The 20,640-nt window shown below is 48.1% G+C and carries 16 protein-coding genes; 6 read left to right on the forward strand and 10 right to left on the reverse strand.

Annotation, left to right across the window (positions count from 1 at the left end):
* Positions 1-147 precede the first annotated feature (147 nt).
* The 3 genes from POF51_RS21980 (at position 148) to POF51_RS21990 (ending at position 5,712) form a co-directional block, all read left to right on the forward strand.
* Positions 148-5,028, forward strand: coding sequence for a hypothetical protein (locus tag POF51_RS21980; RefSeq protein WP_271756071.1), 4,881 nt, complete (start codon positions 148-150; stop codon positions 5,026-5,028).
* A gap of 83 nt (positions 5,029-5,111) precedes the next feature.
* On the forward strand, positions 5,112-5,300 hold the full coding sequence (locus POF51_RS21985; protein WP_145958313.1) for a hypothetical protein: 189 nt from the start codon (positions 5,112-5,114) through the stop codon (positions 5,298-5,300).
* A gap of 22 nt (positions 5,301-5,322) precedes the next feature.
* Entirely contained in the window at positions 5,323-5,712 is a 390-nt protein-coding gene (locus tag POF51_RS21990; protein ID WP_069846554.1) for a M67 family metallopeptidase, read from the forward strand.
* Between the two features lie 37 nt (positions 5,713-5,749).
* Here POF51_RS21990 and POF51_RS21995 read toward each other — a convergent pair whose 3' ends face one another.
* From POF51_RS21995 to POF51_RS22020, 6 genes are all read right to left on the reverse strand, one after another.
* Positions 5,750-5,938 carry a hypothetical protein gene (locus POF51_RS21995; protein ID WP_017251140.1) on the reverse strand — a complete coding sequence of 63 codons (189 nt, stop codon included), beginning with the start codon at positions 5,936-5,938 and terminating at the stop codon, positions 5,750-5,752.
* Positions 5,939-5,954: 16 nt separating this feature from the next.
* A complete protein-coding gene (locus tag POF51_RS22000) occupies positions 5,955-6,251 on the reverse strand; it encodes a ferredoxin family protein (protein WP_007726971.1) in 297 nt (98 codons plus the stop codon).
* Entirely contained in the window at positions 6,251-7,546 is a 1,296-nt protein-coding gene (locus POF51_RS22005) for an FAD-dependent oxidoreductase (RefSeq protein WP_016739331.1), read from the reverse strand. Before POF51_RS22005 ends, POF51_RS22000 begins: the two co-directional genes overlap by 1 nt.
* Positions 7,539-8,561 carry an electron transfer flavoprotein subunit alpha/FixB family protein gene (locus POF51_RS22010; protein ID WP_017251138.1) on the reverse strand — a complete coding sequence of 341 codons (1,023 nt, stop codon included), beginning with the start codon at positions 8,559-8,561 and terminating at the stop codon, positions 7,539-7,541. Before POF51_RS22010 ends, POF51_RS22005 begins: the two co-directional genes overlap by 8 nt.
* Complete coding sequence (locus tag POF51_RS22015) at positions 8,558-9,388, reverse strand: electron transfer flavoprotein subunit beta/FixA family protein (RefSeq protein ID WP_069845507.1); 831 nt, start codon at positions 9,386-9,388, stop codon at positions 8,558-8,560. Before POF51_RS22015 ends, POF51_RS22010 begins: the two co-directional genes overlap by 4 nt.
* Positions 9,389-9,621: 233 nt before the next feature.
* Positions 9,622-11,883, reverse strand: a complete 2,262-nt coding sequence (locus POF51_RS22020; RefSeq protein WP_069845508.1) for an immune inhibitor A domain-containing protein — start codon at positions 11,881-11,883, stop codon at positions 9,622-9,624.
* 397 nt (positions 11,884-12,280) lie between these two features.
* Between POF51_RS22020 and POF51_RS22025 the strand changes: the two genes are divergently transcribed.
* Entirely contained in the window at positions 12,281-13,039 is a 759-nt protein-coding gene (locus tag POF51_RS22025; RefSeq protein WP_069845509.1) for a TrmB family transcriptional regulator, read from the forward strand.
* A 124-nt stretch (positions 13,040-13,163) separates the two neighbouring features.
* Positions 13,164-14,351, forward strand: coding sequence for an MFS transporter (locus tag POF51_RS22030; RefSeq protein ID WP_106836862.1), 1,188 nt, complete (start codon positions 13,164-13,166; stop codon positions 14,349-14,351).
* A gap of 77 nt (positions 14,352-14,428) precedes the next feature.
* Here the strand turns inward: POF51_RS22030 and POF51_RS22035 are convergent, their stop codons facing one another.
* Positions 14,429-15,715, reverse strand: coding sequence for an ATP-binding protein (locus tag POF51_RS22035; RefSeq protein WP_244521699.1), 1,287 nt, complete (start codon positions 15,713-15,715; stop codon positions 14,429-14,431).
* A gap of 283 nt (positions 15,716-15,998) precedes the next feature.
* On the opposite strand from POF51_RS22035, the gene POF51_RS22040 reads away from it, so the two are divergent.
* Positions 15,999-17,183: an amidohydrolase gene (locus tag POF51_RS22040; RefSeq protein ID WP_069845512.1), complete on the forward strand. Its 1,185-nt coding sequence runs from the start codon at positions 15,999-16,001 to the stop codon at positions 17,181-17,183.
* 58 nt (positions 17,184-17,241) lie between these two features.
* Here POF51_RS22040 and POF51_RS22045 read toward each other — a convergent pair whose 3' ends face one another.
* The 3 genes from POF51_RS22045 to POF51_RS22055 form a co-directional block, all read right to left on the reverse strand.
* A complete protein-coding gene (locus tag POF51_RS22045; RefSeq protein WP_069845513.1) occupies positions 17,242-18,411 on the reverse strand; it encodes an FAD-dependent monooxygenase in 1,170 nt (389 codons plus the stop codon).
* Positions 18,412-18,426: 15 nt separating this feature from the next.
* Positions 18,427-19,341 (reverse strand): cysteine synthase A, encoded by a 915-nt coding sequence (gene cysK / locus POF51_RS22050; RefSeq protein WP_069845514.1) that lies wholly within the window; start codon positions 19,339-19,341, stop codon positions 18,427-18,429.
* A 133-nt stretch (positions 19,342-19,474) separates the two neighbouring features.
* Positions 19,475-20,527: a hypothetical protein gene (locus tag POF51_RS22055; RefSeq protein WP_069845515.1), complete on the reverse strand. Its 1,053-nt coding sequence runs from the start codon at positions 20,525-20,527 to the stop codon at positions 19,475-19,477.
* Positions 20,528-20,640: the final 113 nt, after the last annotated feature.

The following is a 20,640-nucleotide window of genomic DNA, read 5'->3' on the forward strand; positions in this document are numbered from 1 at the left end:
AAAAATATTCGTTTCCAATCAGGCGGGAGAAGACTAACACTTCTCCCGTTTTTTCTATATAAACCCGTCACTACAATACAGGCACCAATTCCCACCCCGTACATATGTCTATATGGGAAAGCCAGACGGAAAAAGGAGGACAACACTGTGTACAAAAGGAGAATCTCCAATGCGAACAAGTCGAGAGAAAATGAGAAGCTCCTCCTGCTAAAAAAACAAGCACACTACTACGAAGAAAAAGCAAACCAACTCATGCAAGAAGTGTGGTACCTACAGAAGCAGATAGAGGAAACATCCCAAAAAAATGAAGCATACAGAGAGCAGCTTGAACAATTGAACCAGAACCTCCACGATTTGGACAGCAAAGGGGCAGAATGGAAGCAGCGCTTGAATGATTCACAAGACATGCTTCAAGAAATGAAAAGCAAGCTCGACTACTACGAGCATCTCCTGAAACAACGGGAAAATGCCATAACCGACCACCAGGAAACAGAGGCAAAACTAAAGAGTTCGATCGACAGCTTGCAAACCGAGATCAGAGAGCAACGAAAAGGTCCACGGCTTGAAGAAATCATGTCCAAACATCAAGCGCAGGAATCACACTTACGCGAGCACATAGAATTGCTCCAACGGCGATTACAAAGCTACGAACAAAAAGAGGTACAATGGCAAAAAACGTTACACGAGCAAGATCAGCAGCAGCTGAGTCAAATCGAGGAGATCCTGCACGAACGCCAACAGCATTTAGACATGATAGAACATCTGGAACAGCAACAGCTCACATGGAAACAAGCTTTGGATCATGTAAATGAAGAGTTTGAGAGTGCGCAGATGAGACAGCACGAGCAACTATCCAAACTGGAATCATTGAATCAGCAGTTGGAGGACGCACGGGCACGGGAAGAGCAGACACTCTCTGACCTACAGCTGCTTACAGAAACAAGCGCAAATTGGGAACAGCGGGAGCTGGAACTACAGGTGCGAGAACAAAACCTCCACGCATTTGAACAGAGTCTCACGGCACAGGAGCAGGAACTTCACGATCTTGAGCAAGAGTTGCTGGGGCAAGGGCAGGAACTGCACTCCCTAGCGAGTAGCCTTCAGACGAAAGAGCAGGATCTACTCTCTCTCGAACAAGACCTCCAATCGAAGGGGCAAGAGCTGCATTCTCAGGCGCAACACCTACAAAAACGGGAGCAGAAACTTCTCGATCATGAACAAGAGCTTCAGACGCAATGGTTAGAACTGCATTCTCAAGCGGATCACCTGCAGACGAAAGAACAAGAGCAACTCACTCTCCATCAAGAGCTCCAGACGAAGGGGCTGGAACTAGATTCTCAGACACAAGAACTTCAAGCACGGGAGCAGGAACTACTCAGTCTTAAGCAAGAGCTTCAGGGGCAAAGCCAAGAACTTCAATCCCTAGCGGATAAACTGCAGACGAAAGAACAAGATCTGCTTGTTACAGATCAAAAGCTCGAGGCTAAGGAGCTGGAGCTGCATTCTCAGATACAAGAACTTCAAGCACGGCAGCAGGAACTTGTCGGTCTTGAGCAAGAGCTGCTTGTTACCGACCAAAAGCTCGAGGCTAAGGAGCTGGAACTGCAAACTCAGACACAGGCACTTCAAGCACGGCATCAGGAACTTGTCGGGCTTGAACAAGCGTTACAAGCGCAAAGACTAGAAATGCACTCTCAGGCACAAGACCTCCATGCACGAGAACAGGATCTTCACCTTCTCGAACAAGTGCTTCAAACTCAAGGGCAAGACCTTCAATCCCTAGCTCATAACCTCGAGACGAAAGAACAACAGCTCCAGTCCAAAGAGCTCGTGTTGCATTCTCAAACGCAAGACCTCAACTCACGGGAACAAGAACTTCTGGGGCTCGAACAAGAGCTGCAGACTCAAGGGCGAGACCTTCAATCCCTAGCTCATAACCTCGAGACGAAAGAACAACAGCTCCAGTCCAAAGAGCAAGAGCTGCATTCCCAGACGCAAGACCTTAACGCACGGGAGAAGGAACTTCTCGATCTCGAACAACAGCTGCAGACTCAAGGGCGAGACCTTCAATCCCTAGCTCAAAACCTGCAGACGAAAGAGCAGCATCTCACTTCCAAAGAGCAAGAACTGCATTCCCAGACGCAAGATCTCAACGCACGAGAGCAGGAACTTCTCGATCTCGAGCAAGAGCTGCAGACTCAAGGGCAAGACCTTCAATCCCTAAAACATAACCTGCAGACGAAAGAGCAGCATCTCACTTCCAAAGAGCAAGAACTGCATTCCCAGACGCAAGATCTCAACGCGCGAGAGCAGGAACTTCTCGATCTCGAACAAGAACTTCAGACTCAAGGCCAAGAACTTCAATCCCTAGCTCAAAACCTGCAGACGAAAGAGCAGCATCTCACTTCCAAAGAGCAAGAACTGCATTCCCAGACGCAAGATCTCAACGCACGAGAGCAGGAACTTCTCGATCTCGAACAAGAGCTGCAGACTCAAGGGCGAGACCTTCAATCCCTAGCTCAAAACCTGCAGACGAAAGAGCAGCATCTCACTTCCAAAGAGCAAGAACTGCATTCCCAGACGCAAGATCTCAACGCACGGGAGCAGGAACTTCTCGATCTCGAACAAGAGCTTCAGACTCAAGGGCAAGACCTTCAATCCCTAAAACATAACCTGCAGACGAAAGAGCAGCATCTCACTTCCAAAGAGCAAGAACTGCATTCCCAGACGCAAGATCTCAACGCACGGGAGCAGAACCTTCTCGATCTCGAGCAAGAGCTTCAGACTCAAGGGCAAGACCTTCAATCCCTGGCTCAAAACCTGCAGACGAAAGAGCAGCATCTCACTTCCAAAGAGCAAGAACTGCATTCCCAGACGCAAGATCTCAACGCACGAGAACAGGAACTTCTCGATCTCGAACAAGAACTTCAGACTCAAGGCCAAGACCTTCAATCCCTAGCTCAAAACCTGCAGACGAAAGAGCAGCATCTCACTTCCAAAGAGCAAGAACTGCATTCCCAGACGCAAGACCTTAACTCACGTGAACAAGAACTTCTCGTTCTCGACCAAGAACTTCAGACTCAAGGGCGAGACCTTCAATCCCTAGCTCAAAACCTGCAGACGCAAGAACAAAAGCTCCAATCCAAAGAGCAAGAGCTGCATTCCCAGACGCAAGACCTCAACTCACGAGAACAGGAACTTCTCGATCTTGATCAAAAACTTCAGACGAAAGACCAAGAACTTCAATCCCTGACTCAAAACTTGCAGACGCAAGAACAACAGCTCCAATCCAAAGAGCAAGAGCTGCATTCCCAGACGCAAGACCTCAACTCACGAGAACAGGACCTTCTCCATTTTGAGCAAGAGCTCCAAGTACAAGGGCAAAAACTGCAGACACAAGCAGATAATCTGCAAACAAAAGAACAAGAACTAACAATCCTCGAACAAGGTATCAAAGCGCGGGGGCAAGACCTTCTCACCCAGGCGCAATACCTTCAAGCACGAGAGCAAGACCTTTACACTCTCGAGCAAGAGCTGCAAACGCGCGGGCAAGAACTTCTCTCTCAAAATCAAAACCTCCAGACGAAAGAACAAGATCTGCTCACTTTCGAGCAAGGGCTTCAGGCACGAGATCAAGAACTTCTCGCACAGACGCGAGACCTTCAAGCACGGGAAGAAGAACTAAACGGTTTTGAACAAGATCTGCAGGTACAAGGAAAAGAGCTACAAGCTCATGCGCAGGCGTTGCAGGTTCAAGAACAAGAGCTCAAGACCCATGAACAGGGGCTTCGGGATTGGGAACAAGCCAACCTCTCCCAGGAGCAGGCTCTTTTGGCTCAGAGCCAAGAACTACAGGTTCAAGAACAAGGGCTTCAATCCCGAGAGCAAGCGCTGCAGCTTCGCGGGCAGGAGCTTCTCTCACATGAGCAGGAAATCCACTCCCACGAGCAAGAGTTACTCACGCTAAAACAAGAGCTGAACGAGCGAGATCAAGAGCTACACAACCAAGAGCAGGAGCTGCAGGCTCAAGGGCATACCCTACACAATCGTGAACAGGAATTGCTTACTCGGGAGCAAGAACTAAATACACTGGAATTGGCCCTCCTCTCTCAGGAGCAGGAAATCCATGTTCAGAGGCAAGATTTGCAAACCCGAGAGCAGGAGCTACAAGTACAGAATCAAGATAGATACACCCGAGAGCAGGAACTTGAAGCGCAAAAACAGGATTTACGTACGAAAGAGCAAGAGCTAGAAGCCACCCGCCACGATATGTTGCAAAAAGCAATAGATCTCGAACAAAGTTGGACGGCAAAGCACGAAGAGACTTCTCAGCAATTAACAGAAGCTCTCCTTGAGCTGGAAGCAGCTCGGTTAACGAAAAATCAACTCGTCGCTGACTATAAAAAGCTTGCCGAATCACATTCCCTACATGAGCAAGAATTGCAGCAAAGCATCCAAAAACGCGACGAAGAAATCCAACAAACACAAAACAACGTTAAGAGTCTCCAGTCGGAGTTAACAAATACACAACAGAAATTAACGGAGGCACAGGATCGTATCAAAGCTTTTCAGCAACAAACCAAAGAAACTGACGAAAAGCTCGCAAATATCTCTCTTCAAAAAACTAAATGGAACGAAGTACTGGAGAAAACTACCCAAAAATACGATTCTCTGTTAACAGAAAAAGAAAAAACCATTGAGCAGTTTACATCCCAAGAGCAAGTGTTGAAAAAGACGATCACCGGACTCAAAAACATGGTGAAAGAACTCCAGAACAACGAAGAAAAATACAAACAAATCATCAAAGAATTCACGCAAAAAGAATCTCGAACCAATAAAGCCTTCAGTCAACTCCAGCATAATGCCCAATTTCAACCAAGTACTCAATTCCAGCCAAACACCCAATTCCAACCAAACACGCAATTCATGCCAAGCTCCGATCCCTCCACTCAACAACTATCTTCCACACCAGTAAAAATGCAGATGCCCTATCCAAGAAACGGCAACGAATTCAACCCGTTTCGTTGAAAAGTTGAAAATGTGCGAGAGCCGTTACCATGTGAATCTATCCTGAATACAACATAATACAGTACAGAAAGGGAGGAAAAACCATGACACCTGAACAAATGCGTGCACTGTATCAGCAACGTCAACAACATCAAGTCCATCCTGCTCAGCGTCCATCGAGAATGCCGCCATCACCATTGCCAAAATCCGGTCCGGTTCACAGAGTCCAACCGCAACCGTCCGTCCAGAATAGAACAAGCGGAGGTTGCTGCGGCAGGCGTTGGCAGGGCTAATCTTTTAGAGATCCCCTTTTCCATGACCCGTGCAGTCTGGGATGAAATCATCCGAGATTCCCTGGAGAAGAAGCCAAATGAAACGTGCGGATTGCTTTCCGGTAGAAATGGGAGTGCACAGACGGTTTGGCGTATGGAAAATACATTGAAAAGCCCGGTCGCCTTCGCCATGGACCCTAAGCAGATTCAACACGTTTTCCACAAAATGGCGTTACGTGGGGAGCATTTGGTCGGGATCTATCACTCCCACCCTACTGCACCTCCCATTCCGTCACCTGAAGATATTGCTTACTGTCATTACCCGGAGGTCGCGTATCTCATCGTTTCGCTCGCTTCTCCACAACCAGTTCTCGGCTGTTTTCGAATTGAGGGGTCTTTTGCTCGGGTGTATCCTTATACAGTCCGTAACTAGTGGTCAAAATCACTCAAAACAAAAGAACAGTGGGAATTTACTCCCGCTGTTCTTTCTGTTTTTGAAGATCGCCATGTTCCATTGAACTGGGTAGCAGCCATTCCCTTTTCTCCCAGCTGACAAAATCATCTTCCCACTTTACCTGGAAGCGGTCCTCCTCAATATGAATGACGACTCCCTTTGCGCCATCCTTTACGTATACGACCAGATCGCCTACTTGTATCACCGCTCATCGCCGCCTATTACCCGAGTCTGAAGATGATTCCGTGTCCACCCTTCGGATACACCCATTTGATATTTTCGTACGGACAACCAATGCGGCAGCTCCCACACTCGTGACACCCTTCGTAACCGACGTGCATCCGCACTTCTTCCCATTTGTATACTTCCGCAGGACAGAAGATCGTACAGAGCTTATCAGGGCATTGCGTCGCACAAACATCTGCGGAGAGCACATGCAGATGTGACTCCGTGTCCGCTTTGAAGCGCACAAGGTACTGTTTCTCCTCGATTGACTGGCCCTTCGGTAGATCCTGCATCACTTCATCACCCTCCACGCATTCATCAAGTCACGCGCCATTTTCCATTTGTCCTTCGCAGAGCCGAGGTCGCTCCAGATTTTCTTCTGCTTGCTCCATTTCGAGCTGCCATCAACCGTGAACATTTGACTCGCCGCTTTGTTCATCATCGGAATATACTGTTCGAAATACTGCGGGAATTTTTCAAAGTGATGCGTTGCGTCCTTGTACTTTTTCAAATCTTGACCGACAAAGCTATTCAACAGATTGATTCGGTACCCGTCGAGCATTTTTTCAGAATAGTCCCCTGCCTCTTTTGCCGCCAGGATCGTTTCCGCCGCCATGACACCAGATGCCATTGCCATATTCGATCCCTCTCGATGGATTGCATTGACGAGCTGGGCAGCATCTCCTACGACAAGTACACCATTGCCGACAATTTTGGGAATGGAACGATATCCGCCCTCGGGAATCAGGTGCGCCAAGTATTCCTGCTGCTCACAACCTTGGATATACGGCCGAATCATCGGGTGATTCTTTACATAGTCTAACAACTCATAAGGTTTGATCTTGTTTTTGATCAGACCTGACAGCATCGTCCCTACCCCAATGTTCAAGCTGTCCTTATTCGTATACAACCACGCCGTCCCCAAAATCCCTTTGGTCGAATCCCCGAAAATTTCAATCGTACAACCGTGATCGCCCTCTAAGTTAAAGCGATCCTCGATTATTTTGCGATCCAGCTTCAGTACTTCCATGACAGCGAGCGCTACTTCATCTGGGCGAAACTCTTTGTGGAAGCCTAACGATTTCGCCAGCAAGGAGTTGACGCCGTCTGCTAGCACGACAACATCTGCGTATAGATCCCCATCCGGTCGATCTGTTTTGACACCGACTACCTTGCCATTTTCAACAATGCACTGCAAGGCAACAGTCTCATTAAGTAACAGTGCTCCCTGCTGCACGGCTTTATCTGCAAACCATTGGTCAAATTTCGCCCGCAGCACCGTGAAATTGTTATAGGGTTCCTGGGCCCACTCCATGCCTTTATAACTGAAATTGATGGCTGATTCCTTATCGAGCATCATGAACCGCTGTTCGACGATCGGACGTTCAACAGGCGCCTCTTTGTAAAATTCGGGAATGATGTCTTCCATCGTTTTACGATACAAAACACCTCCCATGACGTTTTTGGAACCCGGATATTCCCCGCGCTCCATCAACAGAACATTTACACCCGCTTTGGCAAGCGTATAAGCACAAGCTGTGCCAGCCGGACCTGCTCCGACAATGATTACATCAAATTTCTCAGCCATACGTTACCTCCTTGTCCGGCTCCTTTTGGAATGCTTCAATGAGCAATGGCACAATTTCAAAAGCATCACCGACAATACCGTAGTGACAAGACTGGAAGATGAGTGCATTCGGATCTTTATTGATGGCAATGATCAATCCCGAGTTGCGCATGCCGACCAAATGCTGGATAGCTCCCGATATGCCGATGGCAAAGTAAATTTTTGGCGTAACAGTCACTCCCGTCTGCCCTACCTGATATTCATGACCGATCCAGCCTGCTTCCACCGCATCTCTGCTGGCCCCAACGGTTGCCCCGATTCGTTCTGCAAAGCGATGAATAAGTGCAAAGCCTTCCTTGCTTCCGAGTCCCTTGCCACCAGCGACGATCACATCGGCCTCATCCAGCCGCACCTTTTCCTTCGTCTCCCTGACGATTTTTAGTACTTTTGTACGAATGTCTTCTTCACGTAGCTCCATGCTTTCTTCGATAATCTTTCCTGTACGTGACTCGTCTGGCTCAAGCGCTTTCATGACTTTTGGGCGGACGGTCGCCATTTGCGGTCGATGTTTTTTGCACAAAATGGTCGCCATGATGTTACCGCCAAACGCTGGACGGCTTGCCTCCAATAAGCCTGTCTCCGCGTTCACATCGAGCATGGTCGTGTCAGCGGTCAGCCCTGTCTCCAAGTCCGTCGCGACAGCGCTCGCCAAATCTTTTCCGGTTGAAGTCGCACCGTACAAGATGATTTCCGGCTTGTGCTTTTGAACACATTCGATAACAGCTCGCATGTACGACTCTGTTCGGTAATCATGAAAAATCTTGTGATCGTATACATACACTTGGTCCGCACCGTATGGAAACGCCGTGTGGGCCAACTCCTTGATTCCATCTCCGATTAACAAGCCAGCAAGCGGCACGTCTCGCTTGTCAGCCATTTGTCTTCCCGCCCCCAGCAGCTCGAGTGATACAGGCGCGATACGGCCGTCACTCACCTCTAAAAACACCCAGATGCCACGAAAATCATCCAGATTCATATCTGCTCCTCCTTCACCCGAAACAGTCGCTGTTTATCGTGCAAAATTTCCATCAAGCGTGCGATTTGCTCGCTGGCACTTCCTTCGAGTATCTCGCCACCTTTTGGCTTCTCTGGGGGCCAAACTTTTGCAACGATGGTAGGAGAGCCCTTCAGACCTAACTGCGTCCGATCGATATCCCCCAAGTCATCGACGGACCAGACAACGGGATTATATTTAGCAGCTCGAAGCATGTTAGGCAGCGGAGAATAAGGTACCTCGTTAATCTCCTTCTCCACGGAAAACAAACAAGGCAAGGTCGACTGAATGACTTCATAACCATCCTCCAGCTTTCGATGCACGATGGCGTAACCTTGTTCTTTGTTTATTTCCACTACTTTTTTCACACACGTGAGCGGCGGAATATCCAACCTTCTGGCGACACCCGGTCCGACTTGTCCCGTATCACCGTCGATGGTCATCTTCCCGCAAATGACGAGGTCGACTGGCTGGCTTTCTGCAATCTTCTCAATGGCTTTGGTAATTGCATAGCTGGTCGCCAATGTGTCTGCTCCGGCAAATGCACGATCCGTTACCAGATAGCCTGCGTCTGCTCCGATCTCGATACATTTCCGAATAGCCTTCACCGCTGGTGGCGGTCCCATGGTGACGACGGAGACCACACCCCCATATCGATTTTTCAAACGAACGGCTTCCTCCACCGCATGTGCATCATACGGGTTGAGAATGGCTGGCGCACTGGCGCGATCCATCGTATTCGTCTTCGGATTCATCTTGATGATTTTGGTGTCCGGCACCTGCTTAATGCAAGCAACAATATGCAGCATGATTGATCCCCCCTTGCTGCCGGGCGCGATACCTATGCCTGTACAAAAGGTTGCCTTTCTTACGCGCAATCAGATCGGGCAGCTTGTCGTTCATTGTTATAGCCTATTGCGATGAAGCCGAGCTTAGACCAGTAAAAACAGGCCTCTGAATTTAGATATCAGGGGCCTTCATGGAAACGTAAAAAGACGCCAAACATCAGCTTAGCGATGCGTGGCGTCTTTTGACTTATGGATTAATCTTTATCAATGGAGAGTTCAATCGTAGCATCCGTGAACTTCTTGGCAACTCTTTTCAGTTTGATTTCCAAACCGATTTGCGGCAGGATTTTACCGACTTCGGGCACTTCCGGCATCGAGTAATCATCACTGTCTTCAAACTCAGTTACTCCATCCAACGGCTCGTATTCCATGGTTCCCATAATGTAATCCAGCTTTATTCCAGAAGTGTCGTTCGGGCTAAACGCAGCGTCATTCACTTGGTAACGGGAGTCTGCAATTGCCTTTTTGTTACCTTCATCATTGTTCCAGTAACGTACTTCCTGATGGGCATCTACTACACCGAGCATGCCGTAGCCTGGATGCAGGCTCGTATTGTTGTCACGGGTTCTTTCATAGCGACCATCAAAGTACCAGATCACCATACCTGGATCATACGTGAAGAAAGAGTCGTTGCGTCGGAAATGCTTCAGACCAGCGTCAATTCCTTCATGAGAACGCAGCTCAATTAGGTAGTACGCATCGAACATTTTTCCTTTTCCATCGAAGTGAGAGAAACCATCCAATTTGAACTTCTTCTCACCTTCTGCATCATCTGCGAAGATGACTTGTCCATCCGCCTCTACTTCAAAGTTATCCAAATAGAAGCCATCCATCACGAAAGCGACATCCGTTACATAGTTAAACTCGACTTGTACCTTTTTACCGGTGAACTCGTTCAGGCTGATTTCTTCTTTGTCCCAGCCTTTTGTTACGTCATCGTATTTTTGAACTTCTTTTTTCTCGCCTGTATCCGCGTCGATTACATTGACGCTCACGTAGTCATAGCCTTCCTCAATGCTTCTCCACGAATCGAATTTCATCGTTGCGGAGCTGACCCCTGTTAAATCGATCACATCAGACGTCATTTTTGTATTCAGCTTGTTGCCTTCATCCGAGAAGTAGGCGTATCCACCATCTTTTGGCTCAACCGGCGGTTTCTTTTCGACCTTTGGCATGTTCAGCTTGATGACCTTGCCGTCCTTCTCAAGGCTGCTCGCATCAATGAGTCGAAGAGATCTCTTGCGCTTCTCTACATCCTTGTAGTCCAGCACGTACGGATTAATCCAGTTTCCACCGAACATTTGTTGTAGCACCATTTTGGACCAAGGATCAAGGCCAGTAGGTTCTGTTTGGAAAACCTTACCTGTATGGCTACCGGACGACATGAGGGACCAAGCACCTACTGGCGAATCTTTTCCGCCTCTTGTCGTGTCATACAAGTCTGGCAAACCGAGATTGTGTCCGTATTCGTGAGTGAATACGCCTGGTGCGCCATCCTCTGGTTGAATCATGTAATCAAACGCTTTGAGGCTTGTACCTGGAATTTCTACAGGTCTCTTCAAAGTCCAACGGTGGGACCAAATCGCATCTGCGTCTTCCCCAGTTTCTTCGCCGATCCCAGCATGAACGAGCATGAGGTTGTCCAGATTGCCATCTGGCTCCATCAGATCACCATCGCCATCGAAGTCATACGGATCGCGCTGATCGTACAACTCCTCTTTCCCGGCAATGGAATCCCCAACTGCCTCAAGCGTCTCGATTACTAGATCGCGCGGATTGGAATCGTCACCAGCCTTGGAATTTTCGCCATAATACTTGTAGCTATTCTCAGCCATTTGCCATGGCGTTACTACACCATCAACCGTCCACGTTTTTCCCGATTGCAGATAGAAATATTTCGCCATCGTTGTCATGCCGATACCTTCAGGAGTTTCGTACCCCTTCTGATCAAACAGCATCTCTTTGTAGTGCTTTTCGTTGAAGTCTTTCGTCCAAAGCGAGTCATTCACTTTTGGTAGCTGATTATGCTCTCGGTCAGGGAACTCGACAAGAGCGACAACGATGTTATCAGTATGTAGTCGTTTGGAAGAGCGCAATTCATCGCCATCCTCCATCTCAGCCACTTTCTGGGCTGCCTTCGCCAATGCTGCCTGCTGACCTCTGCTTGCTTCTTTACCGAAAGAGGTCGATTCGTCAACGCCGTGTGGTACTTTTTTGTCTTCCAAGTACTCGAGCAACGCCTCGTCAATCTCATCCTGATCGGCGTCTTCATCAATGATTCCTTGCTCCATTAACCCTTTAATCAATCGCTCCAGGTTAACAGTGGACAAGTCTACATGCAGATCATGCTTGTCCTCTTTTGATTTGGCCAAACCTGCTGTAGGTGCAGCCACGAAAGTACTGAGCACGAGTGAGGAGGAGAATAAAACGGATAAGAGCTTCTTGCTTTTCTTCACTACGGTTCACCCTCTTTTTCTATCTATTTGTGATGCATCGGAAAAATCAAACCCCCAATTCCGACTATTCATAATTATTGCGTGATACGTAATTTTTGCCAAATTCTTTTCTTCGACAAAAAATACTTCCCGTTCAAAAGAAATTGCTCAATAAGGCTATCGAACTAGTTACGACAAGTGCCGAATTTTCGGCTAATCATTTATTCACAGGGTATCTGTTCGATATATTACCGTTGTGTCTACATCCTAAAGACCTATAGAAATTTGTTGAATTTTGTCGAAAAAACTCGATATTTTTCTATCATATATTTCTTTCGCCCCCCTCTCTTTCTTGCAAAACAACTCGATTATCGGTACGATCGAATAAAAATGCTCGTGTTTTCCATGGAGGATTTTGATGCTGCAAACATTTGGTTTTTCTCTGTATGAGAGTAAAGTTTATGAAGCGTTGGCGTCTAGCGGCGAGCCTCTCGATGCAGCAATGGTCGTGAAGCATTCGGGAGTGCCAAAAGCAAAAATTTACGAGGTGTTGAATCGTCTGGTAGAAAAGGGGATGGTTCTTGACACCGTATCGGAAAAGAAAAAGCGGTATACAGCCCTTCCTTTGGACAGCCTGGTAGAAAAGCTGACCCGCCAATTTCAAACAGACGTCAAAAAATTGACCAGCTCCCTTTCTCATAAAGCCGTACGTGATGACCGAGTCTGGAGCCTGAAGGTTGATGAATCGATCCGCGCGGAATGCAAACAATTGATCCAACGGGCAACACGGTCTATTCGCATCTCTGCCTGGTCCAATGATTTTTTGGAGTATGTACCCCTACTGGAGATGAAAGAAAAAGAAGGGGTGGAGATCGAAGCCTTGGTCATCGGGCAGATTAACACCAAGCTCTCCTGTGTTCATTCCTTTATCCCTGTGCAAGAGCATCAAGGCTTGGAGCGCTATCAACTAATCGTAGCGGACCAAGATGAAATGATTTTTGCAGGCGAGGAGGACACGGGCTGGCATGCGATCAAGACACGCGGTCAACCTTTCGTCAAATTTTTTGCTGATTCTTTTTACCATGATGTCGCGTTGACAAAAATCACCCAAAAATATGTGGATCAACTCTTTGACGATGAAGAAATCCGCAAGATGATCATTCGCCTCCGATACTGACAATACCTGGACTTTGGCTTTTGGCCAGAGTCTTTTCTATTTGTAAGGAGAAATTACTAGTTGCACAGGATCAAAAAGGTTACTATTATGGTAGTAACCTTTTTTCTTGAGAGGAGCTATTGTTTTGAATCCACGTGTCTTCATCTTAGCGATTGCTACCTTTGTTGTAGGTACGGTGGAATTGATTATCGGTGGTACGCTCGATCTGATTGCTCGCGATCTTCAGGTATCGATTAGCGCTGCCGGACAATTAATCACCATATTCTCGCTTGCATTTGCTGTTGCCGCTCCTCTGCTCCTGCATGTTACGAGGCGTGTTGAGCGCAAAAAGCTATACTTGTATGCATTAGCGGCCTTTTTCCTGAGTAATGTGCTCGCGGCACTTAGTCCGAGCTACGCTGTATTAATGACGGCGCGCATCTTGAGCGCAGCAAGCAGTTCCATCCTGATTGTGCTGTCGATTACGATTGCGACGAGCCTTGTGGAACCTGCTTATCGCGGCCGTGCCATTGGCGTTATTTTCATGGGGATTAGCGGTTCGCTCGTACTCGGCGTCCCTGTCGGATTGGCTCTGGGGAATGCCTTCGGATGGCGTGCCCCGTTTTGGCTAATTGCGGCACTGAGTATCGTCGCGATGATTTTTATCCTCTTGTTTTTGCCAAAAGTCCAAACTGCACCGCCGATTCCGCTACGTGATCAAATGACTACCCTCCGTAGCAGCAAGCTATTCAGCGCCTTGTTTATCGTCTTGTTAATGCTGACAGGTCACTTGACGCTGTATGCATACTTTACTCCTTATCTGCAAACGACGATGAATGTGGACGGAACGACATTGAGCTGGATTTATCTCTTGTTCGGGATTGCTGCCGTTGCAGGCGGTGGTATTGGGGGTTGGATCTCAGACAAATGGGGAGCAACCAAGAGCATTCTGTTCATCATTCCAGTGTTTGGCTTGATCATGTGTGTCTTGCCGTTTTTTACAGGCTCGCTTTATTTGTTCTTGCCGATCATGGTAATCTGGAGTGCGCTTAGCTGGGCTATTTCGCCAGCACAGCAAAACTATTTGATCTCCTGCTCACCTGCTACCGCAGACATTCAATTAAGCTTGAATACTTCTGCCCAACATTTAGGTATCGCCCTTGGCTCTCTGGCTGGCGGTCTCGTCGTCGAGCGGTCATCTGTCATCTACACACCTTGGGTTGGAGCAGTGTTCGTCCTGCTTTCGTTCGGGTTTGCCTTTTACTCGATCTCACGTCCATTTCAAGCACAGGAAAGCCAAGTAGCGCAGCCTGCGCCAGGACAAAATGCATAGCGACTCACAAAAGCAAAAAGCCGTCAAATCATTGACGGCTTTTTCTTTATCATCCTAGAATTGTTTTCGTTACTTGCCTATTTCACTGGCAACCAAACGGTAAATCTCGTGATTCCCCGCTCCGACCCAACCTCAATTTTCCCCTTGTACTTGTGAACAACTGAATCTACAATCGTCAGACCCGTTCCACGCGAGCCACATTTTTTCTCTGTTTTCGTTGTATAGCCCTTCTCGAAAATACGTGCACGTTGTTCTGGCGTTATTTCCGGTCCTGTATTTTCCACTTGGAAAATAATATGTTCTTCATCACAGCAAAAACAAATGCTGATTCGCTTTTCCCCATCCGCTAATTCAGCCGCTTCAATCGCATTATCAATCAGATTCGATAAAATTTTGATCAGATCAATGGAAGGAATACTATCCATTGGATCAGAACATTCTTCAAATTGCATTACGATTTGTTTGGATTTAGCCTGCTCCCATTTCGTGTGAAGCAATACCATTAAGGCAGGATTCGCAAACCTCACGGTGAGGTCCAGAAGCTTGGTTTCTTTCAGCAGCGACTGCACGTAATCTCGTGCTTTTGGATAATATCCGCATTCGATCAATCCGTACAGCACTTGCATGTGATTGACGAAATCATGGCGTATGGAGCGCATCGAACAAATGACTGAGCGTAATTCATCCTGATAGGTTTCTTCCGTCTCGCCAACTGCTGCCTTGATGGCGCGTTGGTACCAGCGTTCCATGCAAAGAACCAGGAAGATCAGTACGACGACAAACAAACCTTGAATCGCAAAAACAGGAATGCTGTTACGAACGACATCATTTCCAATGTCCTCGACGATGGCTACGTCCGTATCTACTCCGATGATTCCAATGATTCTCCCTTCTCTATCTCTAAGCGGCGCACCCGCAGACATGTAAACCCCGTAATCTGGATCTCTGATAATATCTGAGTAGTACGCTGATGATCCTTCGTAAATCATTTGAATGTGCTCAGAAGATAGAACAATAGGCATACCGATATCAAAATTTTGCTGCGCACTTGGAGGTCTTGCAACGATCATCGCGCGACCACTCTGCCTGTCTTCATTGACTTGAATCGTGTATAAATACAGCAGACCGAACTGCTCACGTGCTTGATTCAATTGCTGTTCGATTCGTTTATAGGCGGGGGTCTCTTTTACCGGATTTCGTAAAAACTCCTGGTACGCGTCAACATCTAGACTGTCTGCTACCACCGAAGCAGCTTTCATGCTTTGATTCGCAATGGAGAGTCGGACGGATTGAATCGTATTGAAATAGGAAATCGCGATGCTTACACAAGTCAAGATCAAAACAAGGATACCAGAAACGAGCATAATGAGTAGTACTCTAGGATTTTTTGGATGTGAACTCGTCATAATCCCCTCAATCTATCTGTTCAAAAAGTCGTCTGTGGATGACGCAGTTGTACTAAAAACACGACCTTTTGAACATGTCTCTCTAATATTCTAGAGATTTCTACTGGAAATGTCTACATAATATGAATTTCGCTTCATTATAGTTCTCAAAATCATACATTGAATTATGATTCGGAATATTTTTATAATAAGACGAATACGAAATACCAATCTCTTTCCCTAGGAAAAAGGAGTGGGTTCGATGGAAGAAAAATGGTTTGCCCGACTGCAGGAGATTTATCCAGAGCTTGTTTCATTCAGACGTGATTTGCATATGTATCCCGAGCTTTCCTTTCAGGAGGAAAACACAGCGAAGAAAGTTGCGGACAAGCTGGCTTCTTTTGGTATAGAAGTACAAACCGGTGTCGGCGGCATGGGTGTTGTCGGTCTCTTGCGGGGTGGAAAGCCAGGAAAAACAGTTGCGTTGCGGGCTGACTTCGACGCCTTGCCCATTCAAGATGAAAAAGAAGTACCGTATAAGTCCCGCATTCCAGGCGTTATGCATGCTTGCGGTCACGATATACATACCTCAGGACTTTTGGGAGTCGCACAAGTGTTGAGCGAGTTTCGCGATGAGCTCCCAGGAAATGTGGTATTTCTGCATCAGTTCGCGGAAGAGCTGCCACCTGGTGGCGCCAAAGCCATGGTGGAGGCGGGTTGCCTCGAGGGAGTCGATGTCGTGTATGGCGCGCACGTCGCCTCCGAGCTTCCCGTAGGCACTGTCGGGATCGGTCATGGCTACATTACGGCAGCAGCAGACAGCTTCGAGATCGTCTTGTACGGAAAAGGCGGACACGGTGCTTATCCTCATACCTCCGTTGATCCAATCGTATTGGGCAGTCAGGTTGTCATGAATTTGCAGCAGATTGCCAGCCGTCAGGTAGATCCGCTGAAACAAGTCGTTCTGTCAGTTTGCTCCTTCGTGGGCGGGGGCGAAGCGTTCAACGTCATTCCTGATCAAGTAAAGCTAAAGGGGACCGTCCGCACGTATGACGAGGAAGTGAGAGTCGCGGTTGAGCAATCTCTGAAACGTATCGTGGAAGCCAGTTGCCAGGCAGTCGGCGCTACTTGCGAAATCATGTACCAACGCGGCTACCCAGCTACTTGGAACGATGAGACCGAGACTCCACTTTTTGTAGCAGAAGCCAAGCGGATTTTTGGTGAGGAGCGCGTATTGAAAATCCCACCTGGCATGGGCGGAGAGGACTTTGCTTACTTTGCCCAAGAACGCCCCGCTACCTTCTTCATGGTCGGTGGGCGCAACCCGGAGATTCAGGCGACGTATCCGCATCATCATCCCAAATTCGATGTTGATGAGCGCTCCATGATTCAAACCGGTCAGTTATTCATTGCAGCGTTGCTGGCCTATCAGGCACGTCATCAATAAGCGGACAAAGTTGAAAGGCAAGGGCCTCATGCACCTTGCCTTTTTTCTGCCGCCGTATTCACACTTCGTGTCCAACAATCCAGTCCAGTCTTCTGCTCTGGATACGGGCAGGAATCGTTTTTAACAGGAAATGACGGGTCGCGATGGCCAGCGGATTTTCCCACTGGGTGACTGCCCCCATTAAGCGCGAACCTTTCACAATCGCATTCGCCCGCTTCTTCCGTTTCTCTTCATACATACGCAAAGCATAAGCCGAGTCCGAGTCCGCATCGGCTTCTGCCAAGCATCTGGCCAGCACAAGTGCGTCTTCCATTCCCTGCCCCGCTCCTTGCCCCAGATTCGGCAGCATCGGATGGGCCGCATCGCCTACTAAAGTAACTCGGCCCTCACTCCATCTCCTGAGTGGTGCACGATCGTAAATATCATGCCGCAAGATGGCTGCATCCTCTGTCGCCTCAATCACTGCACGTACTGGCTCATACCAGCCATCCAGTCGGCGCAAAGTCTCTCGCTTTCGGCCCAGCGGTCCATCCTTTTCTCCCTCAGGTGCATTGATGGCGGCAAACCAATGAATTCGATTGTTGCCGATATGGGAAAACCCGAAACGAATCCCCCTGCCCCATGCTTCAAAGCCGCCTCCTGACTCCAGTGGATAACGAGGGTCTTGGTAAGTAGCAATCCCGCGAATCGCCGTGTACCCGGAGTATCTCATCGACTCTTCACCGAACAGTCTCTTCCGTACATGAGAATGAATCCCGTCCGCTCCGATCAGAATCGCCCCCTGTGTACTTGACCCATCTGCAAAAACGGCTTGAACCCTTGCTTCTTTTTGAGAAAAAGAAACGAACTGCTTGCCTAAAACCAATTCATGTGTCGAGATTTTCGCCAAAAGAGCCTGCTGTAGATCAGCTCGATGAATCAAGTAGCTGTCAGCCCCGTACCGTTCTGCTTGTTCCGTGACAGGTAGCTCGACTAACAAATTTCCCTTCCAGTCGCGAATCCTTGCTGAACGGACAGCTGCCCCAAGCTCGCGTACTTCCTGTCCAACTCCCAGCTTATCCAATGCCTTCATCGCATTGGCAGCCAAAACGATTCCAGCACCGATGCCTTTATGCTCCTTTGCCTGCTCATAAAGGGTCACTTGCCAACCCTTTTGCTTCAAGGCAAGCGCCGATGCAAGCCCGCTCAAGCCTGCCCCGATGATCAGCGCGTGTTTTTCGTTGCTCATCGCCTTTTCTCCTAATTAGAAAAGATTCATACTCAAATACCGCTCCCCCGTGTCAGGCGCAATGCAAACGACCCGCTTACCCACTCCCAGCCTTTTGGCAATCGTGATGGCAGCAAAGACCGAGGCACCCGATGACGGGCCGACGAGAATCCCTTCCAACGCTGCAAGCTGCCTCATGCTTTGTAGGGCGTCTTCGTCTGCGATTTGAATGATTTCATTATAAACGCTTGTATTCAGGATTTGCGGAACAAAACCAGGGCTCGTGCCGACCAGTTTATGTGGACCAGGCTTTCCGCCAGACAGAACCGGGGAGCCTTTTGGTTCGACAACAGCGATATACAGCTCTGGGAGCTTTTCCCGCAACGCTTCGCCTGTCCCGGTAATCGTTCCACCTGTCCCAGCAGTGGCGACAAAAGCATCCAGTCGACCATTCGTTTGCGTGAAAATTTCCTCAGCTGTCGTCGTTCGATGAATGTCCGGGTTCGCCTGATTCTCGAATTGCTGAGGAATAAAGCTGCGCGGAATCTCGTTTTGCAGCTCTTGCGCTTTGGCAATCGCCCCCGGCATTCTCAGCTCGCTCGGTGTCAATACCACCTCTGCCCCATACGCTTTCAATATATTGATCCGTTCCTTCGACATATTGTCAGGCATGACCAAAATCGCACGATAGCCTTTTGCTGCGGCATTCATCGCCAAGCCGATTCCGGTATTTCCGCTCGTCGGCTCTATGATCGTATCCCCCGGTTGGATCAGTCCCGCTTGCTCAGCCGTCAAAATCAGATTGTAGGCAGCGCGGTCCTTCACACTTCCGGACGGATTGAATTTCTCCAACTTCACAAAAACTTCTGCTGCTCCTTCAGGAACCATGCGCCTCAGTCGAACAATCGGCGTATTTCCAATCAATTCGGTAATGTTCTGGTAGACGCTCATCGTACTCCTCCTGGAAAATTTGCCTTATGATTATCTCTTAGTAATACTATAAGAATAATACAATTTTTTCGACCTGAAAACGACAAGGGTGCCCAAATGGGAAAAAGCTCTCGAATGAGAGCCTTGTTCCTGTCTAAAAACCATACTTTGCTTTTGTCTGATTCAGTACATTCACCGCTTGTTGATACAGGCCGTGCGCGGTTTCTTTCACTTTTGCTTGTCCGCTTTTGTCTACCGAGCCTTGGCGCTGCTTCGCCTGCGCGATTGAATCGGTCGCCGTCTTGACTGCCGCATGGATTGCTTTTTCCCTTTTCTCGGCATCCGGCACGCTCGCTTTGATTTCCGCCCATATCGTTTGGATATCCTTCAAGTCGGTCTCCATGATGGCGATCATTTCCTGCATGTTTTTGTTTTTATCCTGGATGGAACCATCCATCGTGTTCATCCCATCGACCAACACTTTCATACTACCCAGTGTTCCTTGCATGACCTCGAATTCCATCTTGCTCAAGCCTGGCTGTGTCGAATAGGTACGAATCTCTTCCAACAGTCTTTGCAGCTCCGCTATTTGATCGTTTGAAAACTGCGCTTCATCCGTAAATTGCAGTTCGTCCAAATACTTTGCCGTTTCAATCAGATCAGCTTCTAGCTTTCCTGTCTGTTCTACTTTTTTGGCGAAGTCGACACGTGCTGCTTCTTTGACTCTTTGTTCTGCTACTTCTTTCTTTTTTACTTCCGCTTCCTCGTTGGTCCGCTTGGTTAATGTCGCCAATTTACTTTCATACGCGCTTTTGTTTGTGGCAACCAGACTTGTCGATCTCTTATTCTCTTCCATAAGCAGACCGTCAAATTGGAGCTCATCACCCTTCACTGTGCCGATGATATCCTGACCAGTTGCCGGATTTTTGAGAGTCAGCTTCTCACCCTCCAACGTTCCCTCCAGCAAGATCGACTCAGTTTTCAGAACAGGGATGCTGTCTTCTGTTTCGACGATGGAATCCGTCATTTCAACGCTTACTTTCTCGTTATTCACCGTGACACTCGTGTATAGCATGCGTGTATCGTCTTCGTACAAATACCCTTCCGCCAGTGTCACAGGACCAAAGAATCGATAGCCTGCGTATCCCAGCAATGCGACGATGACCAGAGCCATGACGATCATGATGCTTTTGTTTTTTCCCTTCATGCTGCGACCCCTTTACCCACAATTTCTATTACGTTTGACCTGTTTTTCCTGCCAAAACGTGCCATAGTTTTATGATACATGAATCGCAGGGCAAAACCCTATGAGTCTAAAGG

Source organism: Brevibacillus sp. AG, from assembly GCF_028369215.1.
Lineage (GTDB): Bacteria > Bacillota > Bacilli > Brevibacillales > Brevibacillaceae > Brevibacillus > Brevibacillus porteri.

Bases quoted from the DNA above. Each gene is read 5' to 3' on its own strand.
- POF51_RS21985 (WP_145958313.1), top strand. From the start codon at position 5,112: ATGACACCTGAACAAATGCGTGCACTGTATCAGCAACGTCAACAACAT.
- POF51_RS21990 (WP_069846554.1), top strand. From the start codon at position 5,323: ATGACCCGTGCAGTCTGGGATGAAATCATCCGAGATTCCCTGGAGAAG.
- POF51_RS22000 (WP_007726971.1), bottom strand. From the start codon at position 6,251: ATGCAGGATCTACCGAAGGGCCAGTCAATCGAGGAGAAACAGTACCTT.
- POF51_RS22005 (WP_016739331.1), bottom strand. From the start codon at position 7,546: ATGGCTGAGAAATTTGATGTAATCATTGTCGGAGCAGGTCCGGCTGGC.
- POF51_RS22010 (WP_017251138.1), bottom strand. From the start codon at position 8,561: ATGAATCTGGATGATTTTCGTGGCATCTGGGTGTTTTTAGAGGTGAGT.
- POF51_RS22015 (WP_069845507.1), bottom strand. From the start codon at position 9,388: ATGCTGCATATTGTTGCTTGCATTAAGCAGGTGCCGGACACCAAAATC.
- POF51_RS22025 (WP_069845509.1), top strand. From the start codon at position 12,281: ATGCTGCAAACATTTGGTTTTTCTCTGTATGAGAGTAAAGTTTATGAA.
- POF51_RS22035 (WP_244521699.1), bottom strand. From the start codon at position 15,715: ATGCTCGTTTCTGGTATCCTTGTTTTGATCTTGACTTGTGTAAGCATC.
- POF51_RS22040 (WP_069845512.1), top strand. From the start codon at position 15,999: ATGGAAGAAAAATGGTTTGCCCGACTGCAGGAGATTTATCCAGAGCTT.
- POF51_RS22045 (WP_069845513.1), bottom strand. From the start codon at position 18,411: ATGAGCAACGAAAAACACGCGCTGATCATCGGGGCAGGCTTGAGCGGG.
- cysK (WP_069845514.1), bottom strand. From the start codon at position 19,341: ATGAGCGTCTACCAGAACATTACCGAATTGATTGGAAATACGCCGATT.
- POF51_RS22055 (WP_069845515.1), bottom strand. From the start codon at position 20,527: ATGAAGGGAAAAAACAAAAGCATCATGATCGTCATGGCTCTGGTCATC.